Raw genomic sequence first — 12,364 nt, 5'->3', positions numbered from 1 at the left:
GGCTCAGTTGACGTAGACGCGGGGGACGCGGGCGGCGACGCCCGTCACCATCTCGTCGGCGATCGTCTCCGCCCAGTCGGCGTACTTCTCCGCGGTCGGCTCGCCGTCGGTGCCCGGGCCGAACAGGATGGCGGTGTCGCCCACCTCCACGCGGTGCGGACCCGCATCCACGAGCATGCTGTCGGCGTCCACCTCGATCACGGGGCAACGGCGGCCGTTCAGCTGGATGGACGTCTTGGCGATGCCGAGGGTCGGCACGCCGTCCGCGTAGCCGATCCCGAGCCGGGCGTGCGTGGTGCCGCCGACGTGCACCTCGGTGACCGGAGCCTCCAACCGCATCACCGGGATGAGGCCTAGTTCGGCGCCGGTGGAGTCGTCGAACGGCGAGAAGCCGTAGGCGGCGATCCCGAAGCGCACGAACGAGAAGCGAGCCTCCGGCATCCGGATGCCCGCGGAGCTGGCGGCGAGGTGCAGGGCCTCGAACCGGGCGCCGAGCTTCTCGGCCTCGAGCACCGCATCGCGGAACTCGGCGAGGGCCGCCTCGTCGTCGGCGATGGACGCGTCCGCGAGGTGCGACCAGGCGGCGCGGATGCGCACGATGCCGCGCTGCTCGAGGTCGACGGCGGCGCGGATGAGCCCGGGCCACTCCTCGCGGGTGGCGCCGTTGCGGCTGAGGCCGGTGTCGACCTTGAGGTGGATGACCGCGGGGCGGTCCGCGCCGGACGCGGCGATCGCATCCAGCTGCCACTGGGCGGAGATGCCCAGCTGGATGTCCGCCTCGATGCCGGCGCGCCAGTCCGTGTCGCGGCCGTGCAGCCAGGCGAGCAGGGGGACGGTGATCCCCGCGTGGCGGAGCACCAGCCCCGCCGGGATCTCGAGCACGGCGAGAGAGGTGGCTCCCGCCTCCAGGCCGGCTTCGGCGATGGGCAGCAGCCCGTGGCCGTACGCGTCCGCCTTCACGGCGAGCATCGTCTCGGCGGGGGCGATCAGCGCGGTGAGGTGCGCGACGTTGTGCCGCAGAGCGGCCAGGTCGATGACCGCGCGGGGGAGCGGTTCGGCGACGGCGTCCACGATCGTCATGCGGGCGTCCTCATCGGGTGTACGTCCTCTCGATGCGCCGGCCGAGCCTGCTGGTGATGACCGGGGCGGCCACGCCCAGGGCGTCCGCCCAGTCGAGCACCGTCGGCTCGCCGAGCTCCGGGTCGCCGAACAGGATGACCGGGTCGCCGGGCGCTGGACCGTCACCGCCGACGTCGACGACGAACTGGTCCATGGCGATCCGGCCGGTGATGCGGCCGATGATGTCGCCGACCTTGACCGGCGCCTTGTTGGACGCCACGCGCAGGATGCCGTCGGCATAGCCCAGCGCGACGAGCACGAGCGTGGTGGGGTGCGACGTGCGGTAGGTGTAGCCGTACGAGACGCCGCGGTCGGCGGGCACGCGCTTCACGGCGATGACCTCGCCCTCCAGCCGCATGGCGGGGGGCGATGGATGTGCGGGATCGAGCCCGAACAGCTCCGGCCCGCGAACGGTGCGGCCGGACTCCGGGGCGCCGATCTCGACCGGGACGGGGAGGCCTTCGTCCGCGAGCGCGGCGGCGTCCTCCACCCGGGAGACGAGAAAACCGCCGACCCCCGCATCCGTCAGCGCACGAGCCACGGGCAGGAGCCCGTGTCCGTACGCGTCGGCGCGGAGATCGGCGGTGCAGTCGGGGAGTGACGAGGAGGCTGCCGTCTGGCGGATGGTGTCGAGGTCGATGTGGGCGCGTCTGCGCACACCCGTCCGTGTCACCATCCTCCGGTCAGCCCCGCGTCTCGCGATGCGGTCGCGTTACGCGCGCTGCTCTTCGAACAGGCGAGCGGTCTCGTCGTGCCAGCTGTGGGCGATCTGAGAGAGCTTCTCCTGGTGCTTCTTGCCGTGGTGCGCGCAGAACAGCAGTTCGCCGTTGTTCACGACGACCCTGATGTACGCCTGCGCCCCGCAGCTGTCGCAACGGTCCGCGGCCGTCAGTTGCGGCCCTGATGCGAGCTCGTCAACGGCCCCGTTCTCCGAGGTTACTGTCGACATGTGATGCTCCTTCCGTCGCAACCGGTGAACTCGGTACGTCTATAGAACCACGGATACCCGGTAACTCTGCGCGTATCGCCTGCCATTTCGCTCAACGCGTAGCCACAGCGTCCCGACGGGTGTCGTGACGTAGGGTTCGGCGTCCGGCACGTACGCTGGAGAAGCACGCGCGCCCGCGGAAACGGGCGCACACCATCCACAAGGAGCGCACGTGGCGAGTTCGGACTATTCGGCCAGGCACCTGTCGGTGCTCGAGGGGCTCGAGGCCGTCCGCAAACGACCCGGCATGTACATCGGCTCCACCGACTCCCGCGGTCTCATGCACTGCCTGTGGGAGATCATCGACAACTCCGTCGACGAGGCCCTCGCCGGGCACGGTACGAGCATCGACGTGGTGCTGCACGCCGACGACAGCGTGGAGGTGCGCGACAGTGCCCGCGGCATCCCCGTCGACATCGAGCCGAAGACCGGCCTGTCGGGTGTGGAGGTCGTGTTCACGAAGCTTCACGCCGGCGGCAAGTTCGGCAGCGGCTCGTATGCCGCGTCCGGCGGACTGCACGGCGTCGGCGCCTCGGTGGTCAACGCGCTCTCCGAGCGGCTCGACGTGGAGGTCGACCGCGACGGCAAGACCTGGGCGATGTCGTTCCACCGCGGCGAGCCCGGCGTCTTCGACGACAAGAAGGGCGCGCCGAGCCCCGACAGCCCCTTCACCCCGTTCGTCAGCGGCAGCGAGCTGCGCGTGGTCGGCAAGGTGCCCAAGGGCCGGACGGGCACGCGCATCCGCTACTGGGCCGACCGGCAGATCTTCACCAAGGGCGCCGAGTTCAGCACGGACGACCTCGTCGGCCGTGCACGGCAGACGGCGTTCCTGGTCCCCGGGCTGTCGATCTCGATCGACGACAAGCGCGCCGGGAAGGACGGTGCCGAGCCGACCGGGCTGACCACGTTCCGCTACGAGGGCGGCATCTCGGAGTTCGTCGACTTCCTCGCTCCGGACAGCCCGATCACCGAGACCTGGCGGCTCACCGGCGAGGGACACTTCACCGAGACCGTCCCCGTGCTGTCGGACTCCGGCGCGATGGTGCCGACCGAGCTGCAGCGCGACTGCCAGGTCGACATCGCCCTGCGCTGGGGCACCGGCTACGACACCGTCATGCGCAGCTTCGTCAACATCATCGCGACGCCGAAGGGCGGCAGCCACCAGGCCGGGTTCGACCAGGGCCTGCTCAAGTTCCTCCGCCAGCAGGTGGAGCTGAACGCACGGCGCCTCAAGGCCGGAACGGACAAGCTCGAGAAGGACGACGTGATGGCCGGGCTCACCGCCGTGCTCACGGTGCGCCTGCCCGAGCCGCAGTTCGAGGGCCAGACGAAGGAGATCCTCGGCACACCCGCCGTGCGCGCGATCGTCGCGAACGTCGTCCAGAAGGCGATGGCCGAGCGGTTCGGCTCGTCGAAGCGCGACGACAAGGCGCAGTCGGCGCTCGTGCTCGACAAGGTCGTCGCCGAGATGAAGTCGCGTATCTCCGCACGCGCTCACAAGGAGACGCAGCGCCGCAAGAACGCGCTGGAGACCTCGTCCCTCCCGGCGAAGCTCGTCGACTGCCGCTCCAACGACGTCGCCAACAGCGAGCTGTTCATCGTCGAGGGCGACTCGGCGCTGGGGACGGCCCGCCGGGCACGCGACAGCGAGTACCAGGCGCTGCTGCCCATCCGGGGCAAGATCCTGAACGTGCAGAAGGCGTCCATCTCGGACATGCTCTCCAACGCCGAGTGCGCGGCGATCATCCAGGTCATCGGCGCCGGCTCCGGCCGCAGCTTCGACCTGTCGGTCGCCCGCTACGGCAAGGTCATCATCATGTCGGACGCCGACGTGGACGGGGCGCACATCCGCACCCTGCTGCTCACGCTGTTCTTCCGCTACATGCGGCCGATGATCGAGGAGGGGCGCGTCTTCGCGGCCGTGCCTCCGCTGCACCGTGTCGTGGTCGTGAACCCGGGGTCGAAGCCGAACGAGACGATCTACACGTACTCGGAGGCCGAGCTGCAGGCGGTGCTCGCGGACCTGAAGAAGCGCGGCAAGCGCTACCAGGAGCCGATCCAGCGCTACAAGGGCCTCGGCGAGATGGATGCGGACCAGCTCGCGACCACCACGATGGACCGCGCCCACCGCACGCTGCGGCGGGTGCGCGTCCCCGACGCGGAGGCCGCGAACCGCGTCTTCGAGCTGCTCATGGGCAACGACGTCGCCCCGCGCAAGGAGTTCATCATCGCGGGCGCCGACGACCTGAGCCGCGCCCGCATCGACGCCTGACCCCCTCATCCATTCATCGCTTCCTCAGTTAATCCGCTTCCGACGGCGCGTCGAGCGGACTAACTGAGGAACCGATGGTCAGGAGATGCGGCGGCCGATCGAGCCGACGACGGTGTCGAGGGGGGTGCCGGAGGCGTCGCGGCGGGCGCCGCCCTCGGGGAGGGTGCGCGCAGCGCCGTCGGGGGCGACGGCCAGCGCCGGGCCGCGGCCGGCCCATGCCATGACCAGCTCGCTCTCGCCCTTCAGGAACCGCTGGGCGCGGACGCCGCCGGTGGCGCGTCCCTTCGCGGGGAACTCGGAGAAGTCGCTCACCTTCGCGGTGCCCGGGTCTGCGCCGGGCAGCGTCGCGTCGCTCGCCGCGATCGTGGCGACGACGGCCTCGTCGGTGTCGCCCGAGGCGACGGCGCCGAAGTAGATCGCGCGCGCGCCCGATCCCAGGTTGATGCCGGCCATACCGCCCGCGGCGCGTCCCTGCGGACGGACGCTGGAGGCGGCGAACCGCAGCAGCTGCGCGTCGCTGGCGACGAACACCAGCTCGTCGTCGTCCGTCACCGTCGTCGCACCGACGAGCTCGTCGCCGGCTTTCAGGCTGATGATCTCGAACTCGGGCTTGTTGGCCCAGTCGCCTGGCGCGACGCGCTTGACCACGCCCTGCTTCGTCCCGAGGGCGATGGTGCGCTCCGAGTCGAGGGAGACGATCGCGAGGATGCGCTCCTTCTTGTCCGCGAGCGCCAGGTAGTCGCCGATCTTGACGCCGGCGCCCAGCTGGATGGAGTTGGCCGGCACCCCGGGCAGGTCGACGGGGGAGAAGCGGATGAGCCGCCCGCGGTTCGTCACCGCGCCGATCTCGCTCCGGCTGGTCGTGTCCAGCTGGGACAGGATCGCGTCGTGCTTGCTGCGCCGGGCCGGCGGCTGGATGCGGTCGAGCCCGCCCTCGCCGTCGGCGCCGGGCACCGCATCCACTCGCAGGATGCGCCCGGTGGTGGAGAGGTACACGCGCGTGGGCACGTCCGCCACCTCGAGCTGCACCGTCGCGGCCTTGCTGCGCGAGGCGCCGGCGATCGACGGCTTCGCCTCGGTGAGGAGGGTGCGCCGCGGCGTCCCGAACCGGGTGGCGACCTGCTCCAGCTCGTCCGAGACCAGGTCGTCGATGCGCTGACGGGAGGCGAGCAGGGCCTGCAGCTCCTCGATCTCGGCGCGCAGCTGGTCGCGCTCGGTCTCGAGCTCGATGCGGCTGAACTTGGTGAGCCGGCGCAGCCGCAGCTCGAGGATGTAGTCGGCCTGCAGGGTGCTGAGGTCGAACACCTGCATCAGCCGTCCGCGCGCCTGCTCGGTGTCGTCCGAGGTGCGGATGACCTGGATCACCTCGTCGATGTCGAGGATGGCGATGAGCAGGCCCTCGACGAGGTGCAGCCGCTCCTGCCGGCGCGCGAGGCGGAACTGCGACCGCCGGGTGACCACGCTGACGCGGTGGTCGAGGTACACCTGCAGCAGGTCGCGCAGGCCGAGGGTCTGCGGACCGCCGGCGACGAGCGCGACGTTGTTGATCGCGAAGCCCTCTTCGAGCGGCGTGTGCCGGTAGAGCTGCTCGAGCACCGCCTCCGGGCTGAAGCCGGTCTTGATGCCGATGACGAGACGCAGGCCGTGCTGGCGGTCGGAGAGGTCGGTGACGTCCGAGATGCCGTTGAGCTTCTTGGCGTTGACGCCGTCCTTGATCTTCTCGATGACCTTCTCGGGGCCAACGAGGTAGGGGAGCTCGGTGACGACGAGGCCGCTCTTGCGCGCGGTGATGGATTCGACGGTCACCTTGGCGCGCATCCGGAAGCTGCCGCGGCCGGTCGCGTACGCGTCGCGCACACCCGCCAGCCCGGCGATGGTGCCGCCGCCGGGGAGGTCGGGCCCGGGGACGTACGCCATCAGGTCGTCGAGGGTCGCATCCGGGTTCGCGAGCAGGTGGCGGGCTGCGCCCACGACCTCGATCAGGTTGTGCGGCGCCATGTTCGTGGCCATGCCGACCGCGATGCCGCTCGCGCCGTTGACCAGGAGGTTCGGGAAGGCGGCGGGCAGCACATCCGGCTGCATCAGCTGGTTGTCGTAGTTGGGGACGAAGTCGACGACGTCCTCGTCGAGATCCTCCGTCATCGCGAGCGCCGCTGCGGCGAGACGTGCCTCGGTGTACCGGGCGGCGGCCGGCCCGTCGTCGAGGGAGCCGAAGTTGCCGTGCCCGTCGACCAGCGGCACGCGCAGGGTGAAGTCCTGCGCCATGCGCACCAGGGCGTCGTAGATCGCGCTGTCGCCGTGCGGGTGCAGCTTTCCCATCACCTCGCCGGTGACGCGGGCGGACTTCACGTGACCGCGGTCCGGGCGCAGGCCCATCTCGGTCATCATGTAGAGGATGCGGCGCTGCACCGGCTTGAGGCCGTCGCGGGCGTCCGGGAGGGCGCGGGAGTAGATCACCGAGTAGGCGTACTCGAGGAAGGAGCCCTGCATCTCGGTCGTGACGTCGACGTCCTCGATGCGTTCGGTCGTTCCGGCGGGCTGATCGTCTGCGGGTGTCATTCGTGCATTCTGTGCAGGTCGGGGCTCGGGGGGAGCACGGGCTCGGGAAGCGCGTGCCCGGGGAGCGGGGGTGGCTCGGCCGGCGCCGTGATGCCTGTGCCAGACTGGGCCGGATGCCCCCCATGCTACCGGCCGCCTTCACCACGCGAGCGAGCCTCGCCACGGTTCTGCCGAGTTCGCTCGCGGCGCTGCGCGGCGAACGGAACGACCTCGACCTGCCGCGGCTGGATCACGTGGTCGTCATCCTGGTCGACGGCCTGGGCGCCGCGGCCTTGCGGGCACGATCCGGTCACGCGCGGACGCTGGCGCCGATGCTCGGGAAGGCGACGACGATCGACGCCGGTTTCCCCACCACCACCGCCGCTGCGCTGGCGACACTGACCACGGGCACGGCGCCTGGCGAGCACGGCCTGGTCGGCTACCGCGTCCGCGACGGCACCGGCCGCCTGACCAACCAGCTCTCCGGCTGGGACGCGCAGATGGATCCGTCCACCTGGCAGCGGTCGCGGACCGTCTTCGAGCGCGCGGCCGACGAGGGCGTGCGCGCGCGGGCGATCGGCCTGCCGAAGTTCGCCGGTTCCGGCTTCACCGAGGCGGTGCTGCGGGGCGCGGAGTTCATCGGCGTGCAGTCGCTGGCCGAGCGGTTCGACACTACCGCCGACATCGTCGCGACCCCGGGCCCGGGGCTGACCTATCTCTATGTCGCCGAGCTCGACCAGCTGGCGCACGCGCGCGGCTGGGAGTCGAGCGACTGGACGGCCGCCCTCGAGACGCTGGACGCGCTGGTCGCGTCCTTCGCCCGGCGGCTCGGCCCCGGGCGCGCGGCTCTGCTGACCGCCGACCACGGCGTGGTCGACGTCCCCGAGGGCGGTCACATCCTCTACGACACCGCCCCCGAACTCCTGGACGGTGTGGCCGACGTGGCGGGCGAGCCGCGCGTCCTGCACCTCTACACGGCTCCCGGCACCTCGGCGACGGACGTTGCCGAGCGCTGGCGCGACGCCGAGGGCGACCGCTCCTGGGTGGCGACGCGCGCCGAAGCGGTCGAGGCCGGCTGGTTCGGAGCGGCGGTCGCCCCCGAGGTGGCACCGCGCATCGGGGATGTGCTGGTCGCCGCGCGCAAGCGCATCGCCTACTACGACGGCCGCGACCCGCTGCGCACCGGCCGCAACATGGTCGGCCAGCACGGCTCGATCACGCCCGAGGAGACGCGGGTGCCCCTCCTGCGCTTCGGCGCCGCCGGGTAACCCGCGCTCCCGCATCCCGACACGGCTGAGGTGCACGTCGTTGCGTGCGACACGCCGCACGGGTGCACAAGAAGGTGCACTTCGGCGAGAAGAAGATCAGGCCAGGTCGTCGTCCGTGCGCGCGCCGAAGACGATCTCGTCCCAGCTCGGCATCGCGGTGCGGCCCTTCTTGCGGCCGGACGGCTGCGGACCCGAGTCGTTGCTGTTCGCGGGCGGCGGCACGTCGAGGGGGAGCGGCGGCTGCTCGGCGACCGGCGGCCGCTCGGCGATCCGCTCGTCCACCACACGGAACGGCGAGGGAGTGGGCGTCGGCGTGGGCACGGGCGCCGGGTCGGAGGCCAGCGGGCGCTCCGGGGCCGGCGTGCGGTCCTCGTAGGTCGCGGCCTCGCGCTCGCCCCGGCGGCGGCGCAGCGCCTCCAGCAGGTCGGCGGTCTGGTGCAGGTCGCGCGGGGCGCCCTCGTCGGCGCGCTTGATGGCGGACACCTGGATGGAGTTGTTGGCGCCCGGCGCGCGGCCCGGCGTCAGCGGCTCGATGGGCGCGGTGATCTCCGGCCCGAGCAGGTCGGCGGACGGCGCGGGGAACGTGAAGGCTCCGCTGTCGAAGCGCGAGTTGTCGGGCTCGCCTTCGTGCGGCAGCACGGCGCGGAGCCGGGGGATGAGCGCTCCGCCGCGCAGCTCGCCCGCCTGCGACAGGGTGGTCGCCTCCGAGTTGAGCGGCGCCAGGGCGTGCTTGCGCGCGTCGTAGGACCAGCGCGCGTCGTGGTCGATCGTGTCGGCCGTGAACTCGAGCTTCACGATCCAGCCGGTCTCGCTGTCCTTCCAGCTCGCCCAGCGCTCTCCGGACACGCCGAGGGAGGCGAGGCGGTCGCGGATGACCGACCCGAACGTCTCGGCCTCGCCCAGCGGGTCGACCGCGTCCGTCGTGTGCACCGGGACGCTGAGGGCGCTGGCGACGATGTGCTCGCGCTCGGCGATGATCGGTCCCTCGAAGCGCTGCACGTACTCCAGGGGCGCGCCGGTGACCGCCGCGACGTCCTCCGCGGACATGCCGGAGCGGATGTGGGCCTGCACCTCGCGGGGCGACAGTTTGGGGGCGTCGGCGGGCGTCTCCTGGCGCACCTGCCGCACTTTCGACTGCAATGCTTCGTCGACGGCGATGCGGAAACGCTCACCGTCGTCACCGACGGCGACGAGCGCGCCGTTCTCGACCCCGATGACCTTCAGATCCTGCATGTGGACTGCCTTCCGAGCTCGTTCGTACGGCCTCAGGATCGCACGCGACGGAAGGCATTCCGGGGAATACCGCGGGCGTGCCGGAAGTTGCACACCGAGCAATCGCTGAGAGGCCCCTGGAGTGGTTTTGCTATTCAGGGGTGATTGATGCAAACTATGGCCGCCGATTGCGAGAATCGGCCGTTATGACGAGAAGTGGATGGGCATGGCAACGGATTACGACGCACCGCGGAAGACCGAGGACGACTCCGAGTCGATCGAGGCCCTCAAGGAGCGTGTCCCGGACAAGATGTCGGGTGTCGTGGACGTCGAGGACGCCGACAACCCAGGTGGGTACGAGCTGCCCGGCGCCGACCTCTCCGACCTCGACCTGGACGTCGTCGTGCTGCCTCCCCAGGCGGACGAGTTCACCTGCGTGAACTGTTTCCTGGTGAAGCACCGCTCGCAGATCGACCACGAGACGAAGCTCGGACCGATCTGCGTGGAGTGCGCCGCCTGACGCGCACGCACCCCCGACGACGCCGCCTACGAGGCGGGTCGAGCCTCACCGAGAACCCGGACCAGCTGGTCCGGGTTTCTTGTTGAGAGCAGCCAGTAGGGCGCCGGGTCGTCCGCATCCAGCACGGGCACCTTCACGACCGGCTTGATCCAGCCGCGGATCAGCAGCCACGCGCGCGCGTCCAGCCGGCGCCCGCGCTCCTGCGTCGCCTCCTCGCCGCGGTACGCCGTCGGGGCGCCGACGAGGGCGAGCGGGATGCGCGCGGAGCCGGCGACGAGCTCGTCCTCCGTGACCCGGATGGTCGGGGCCGTCACGACGAGGAAGACCGCGAACGCGACGTAGACGACGATCGCCAGGACGACGCCCACCGAGAAGTTGATCGGTGCGAAGACGAGCATGATCGCGGGGATGACGAGCAGGGTGGAGATGAACAGCCAGGGCGTCGCCCACAGCCGCTCTCGGTACAGGTCCATGGCCTCTATTCGATCAGACTTCTGCACTACCCTCGACACGTGACCGATACCGTCGACGTCCCGATCATCGCCTCGTTCCCTCCCGCCTACGCCCACCCGGGCGACGCGGGCGCCGACCTGTGCGCCGCCGAGGCCGTCGTGCTGGGCCCGGGGGAGCGCTTCACGATGCCGACCGGCGTGTCCATCGCCCTGCCCGACGGCTACGCCGCGTTCGTCGTCCCGCGCAGCGGACTGGCCATGCGGCACGGCCTCACGATCGTCAATGCGCCCGGCACGGTGGACGCGGGATACCGCGGCGAGATCAAGGTCACCCTGCTGAACACGGACAGATCGATGCCGTACGATATCGCCGTCGGCGACCGGATCGCCCAGCTGATCGTCATGCCGGTCACGCGAGCCCGGTTCATCCCCGTCGACACCCTCCCGGACAGCCAGCGCGGCACAGCGGGCTTCGGCTCGTCCGGGTACACCGTGACCGAGGCAGGAGAACACGCGTGAGCGATATCAGCGACACCCCGCGCGGGTCCGACGAGGGCGCAGAGCTCGAACAGCAGGGCGAGGCCTTGGAGTTCGAGAAGTCCGCCCCCGAGGACCGCGCGACCGAGGGGCCGCTCGACGAGAGCGAGGCGAACCCGGTCCGCCCGTACGTCGACCTGGGCGGGGTGAAGATCCTTCCGCGCGAGGGGCTGCACCTGCGCCTCGAGGTGGAGGAGGAGACGCAGCGCGTCGTCGCCGTCGGCCTCGACTACGCGAACTCGACCCTGCAGGTCCAGCCGTTCGCCGCGCCGCGCTCCACCGGCCTCTGGCACGAGATCCGCGAGCAGATCACCGACCAGATCCAGCGGCAGGGCGGCCGCGTAACCGAGCGCGACGGCGCGTTCGGCCCGGAGCTCGTCGCCGAGATCCCCGTGGCGGCGGCCCAGGGCGGCACCGTCGAGACGCGCGTCGCCCGCTTCGTCGGCGTGGACGGCCCGCGCTGGTTCCTGCGCGGGGTCATCGCCGGAGACGCCGCGGTGCAGCCGGAGGCCGCCGCGCTCGTGGAAGACCTCTTCCGCAGCATCGTCGTCGTGCGCGGCACCGTGCCCATGCCGCCGCGCGACCTCATCCCGCTCCGGATGCCCGCCGCCCCCACGACCGGCACCGAGAACGACTACTCCTCTCTTTAAAGGCACCGCCATGACCGATCACGACCGTCCAGCACCCGAAGCGGACGGGCCAGCGGACGACGCGCAGCCGGCGACGCCCGCGCCCGCGCCGTCGCCGGCGCTCAGCGAGAGCATCGCCGCGGCGGCGCGCCGCTCCGGTCTGGGGCAGCTGGCCGAGACGGACACCTCGACGAGTGCGGCCCTGCTCGGCGCCCTCGGCGGCGTCCGCGGGCTCTGCGAGACCATCCTCCCGGGACTGGTCTTCCTCATCCTCTTCACGTTCACGCAGAACGTGCCGGTGTCGATCGTGTCGTCGGTGGCCGTCGCCGTCGTCTTCACCGTCGCCCGCGTGATCGGCAAGACCCCGGTCACGCAGGCGATGGCCGGACTGATCGGTGTCGGCATCTCCGCGATCCTCGCGCTCATCACCGGCCGCGGAGAGGACAACTTCCTGCTGGGGATCTGGACCAACGCCGCGTACGCCGCCGGCATCCTGATCTCGATGCTCGTCCGCTGGCCCGTCATCGGACTCGCGGCCGGCTATCTGATGGGCGACGGCGTGGCCTGGCGACGCGACAAGCGGAAGTTCCGGGTCATGCAGGCGCTGACGTTCCTGTGGTTCCTGCTCTTTGCCGCCCGCCTGCTCGTGCAGGTGCCCCTGTACCTCGCGCACACCGACGCGGCGACGAGCGCCCTGGCGCTGACGAAGCTGCTGATGGGCGTGCCGCTGTACGCACCGCTGCTCCTGGTCACCTGGTTCGTCGTGAAGGGGCAGTTCCCGCAGAAGCCGTCACGAACGACCGCCGACGTGCGTCCTACCAAGTAGAAC

At 71.0% G+C, this 12,364-nt stretch carries 12 protein-coding genes; 6 read left to right on the top strand and 6 right to left on the bottom strand.

What is annotated here, in order from left to right; translation table 11 throughout:
• Positions 1-3: 3 nt before the first annotated feature.
• Genes J2W45_RS05735 through J2W45_RS05725 form a run of 3 tightly spaced genes read right to left on the bottom strand, consistent with a single transcriptional unit; the run spans position 4 to position 2,068 of the window.
• Positions 4-1,080, bottom strand: coding sequence for an alanine racemase (locus tag J2W45_RS05735; RefSeq protein WP_310129718.1), 1,077 nt, complete (start codon positions 1,078-1,080; stop codon positions 4-6).
• Positions 1,081-1,090: 10 nt separating this feature from the next.
• Positions 1,091-1,795 (bottom strand): alanine racemase, encoded by a 705-nt coding sequence (locus J2W45_RS05730; protein WP_396427067.1) that lies wholly within the window; start codon positions 1,793-1,795, stop codon positions 1,091-1,093.
• 36 nt (positions 1,796-1,831) lie between these two features.
• Positions 1,832-2,068, bottom strand: coding sequence for a DUF7455 domain-containing protein (locus J2W45_RS05725; protein ID WP_121261337.1), 237 nt, complete (start codon positions 2,066-2,068; stop codon positions 1,832-1,834).
• A 211-nt stretch (positions 2,069-2,279) separates the two neighbouring features.
• Between J2W45_RS05725 and J2W45_RS05720 the strand changes: the two genes are divergently transcribed.
• Positions 2,280-4,379: a DNA gyrase/topoisomerase IV subunit B gene (locus tag J2W45_RS05720; protein ID WP_310129707.1), complete on the top strand. Its 2,100-nt coding sequence runs from the start codon at positions 2,280-2,282 to the stop codon at positions 4,377-4,379.
• Positions 4,380-4,457: 78 nt separating this feature from the next.
• Here J2W45_RS05720 and J2W45_RS05715 read toward each other — a convergent pair whose 3' ends face one another.
• Positions 4,458-6,938 (bottom strand): DNA gyrase/topoisomerase IV subunit A, encoded by a 2,481-nt coding sequence (locus J2W45_RS05715; RefSeq protein ID WP_310129706.1) that lies wholly within the window; start codon positions 6,936-6,938, stop codon positions 4,458-4,460.
• Between the two features lie 122 nt (positions 6,939-7,060).
• On the opposite strand from J2W45_RS05715, the gene J2W45_RS05710 reads away from it, so the two are divergent.
• Positions 7,061-8,185 carry an alkaline phosphatase family protein gene (locus tag J2W45_RS05710; protein WP_310134931.1) on the top strand — a complete coding sequence of 375 codons (1,125 nt, stop codon included), beginning with the start codon at positions 7,061-7,063 and terminating at the stop codon, positions 8,183-8,185.
• 96 nt (positions 8,186-8,281) lie between these two features.
• Here the strand turns inward: J2W45_RS05710 and sepH are convergent, their stop codons facing one another.
• A complete protein-coding gene (sepH, locus tag J2W45_RS05705; protein WP_310129705.1) occupies positions 8,282-9,418 on the bottom strand; it encodes a septation protein SepH in 1,137 nt (378 codons plus the stop codon).
• A gap of 205 nt (positions 9,419-9,623) precedes the next feature.
• On the opposite strand from sepH, the gene J2W45_RS05700 reads away from it, so the two are divergent.
• The gene (locus J2W45_RS05700) at positions 9,624-9,917 is read left to right on the top strand and encodes a DUF4193 domain-containing protein (RefSeq protein WP_026307201.1); all 294 of its coding nucleotides are present in this window, start codon (positions 9,624-9,626) and stop codon (positions 9,915-9,917) included.
• 26 nt (positions 9,918-9,943) lie between these two features.
• Here J2W45_RS05700 and J2W45_RS05695 read toward each other — a convergent pair whose 3' ends face one another.
• Entirely contained in the window at positions 9,944-10,390 is a 447-nt protein-coding gene (locus J2W45_RS05695; protein WP_310129704.1) for a DUF3093 domain-containing protein, read from the bottom strand.
• Between the two features lie 39 nt (positions 10,391-10,429).
• Between J2W45_RS05695 and dut the strand changes: the two genes are divergently transcribed.
• From dut to J2W45_RS05680, 3 genes are all read left to right on the top strand, one after another.
• Positions 10,430-10,888, top strand: coding sequence for a dUTP diphosphatase (dut, locus tag J2W45_RS05690; RefSeq protein ID WP_310129703.1), 459 nt, complete (start codon positions 10,430-10,432; stop codon positions 10,886-10,888).
• Between the two features lie 65 nt (positions 10,889-10,953).
• On the top strand, positions 10,954-11,556 hold the full coding sequence (locus J2W45_RS05685; RefSeq protein ID WP_310134930.1) for a DUF3710 domain-containing protein: 603 nt from the start codon (positions 10,954-10,956) through the stop codon (positions 11,554-11,556).
• Positions 11,557-11,566: 10 nt separating this feature from the next.
• The gene (locus tag J2W45_RS05680; RefSeq protein WP_310129701.1) at positions 11,567-12,361 is read left to right on the top strand and encodes a DUF3159 domain-containing protein; all 795 of its coding nucleotides are present in this window, start codon (positions 11,567-11,569) and stop codon (positions 12,359-12,361) included.
• Positions 12,362-12,364: the final 3 nt, after the last annotated feature.

It is taken from the genome of Leifsonia shinshuensis (assembly GCF_031456835.1).
Taxonomy (GTDB): domain Bacteria; phylum Actinomycetota; class Actinomycetes; order Actinomycetales; family Microbacteriaceae; genus Leifsonia; species Leifsonia shinshuensis_C.
Note: the sequence above shows the minus strand (reverse complement) of the source record. Positions and strands in the feature narration are given on the sequence as shown.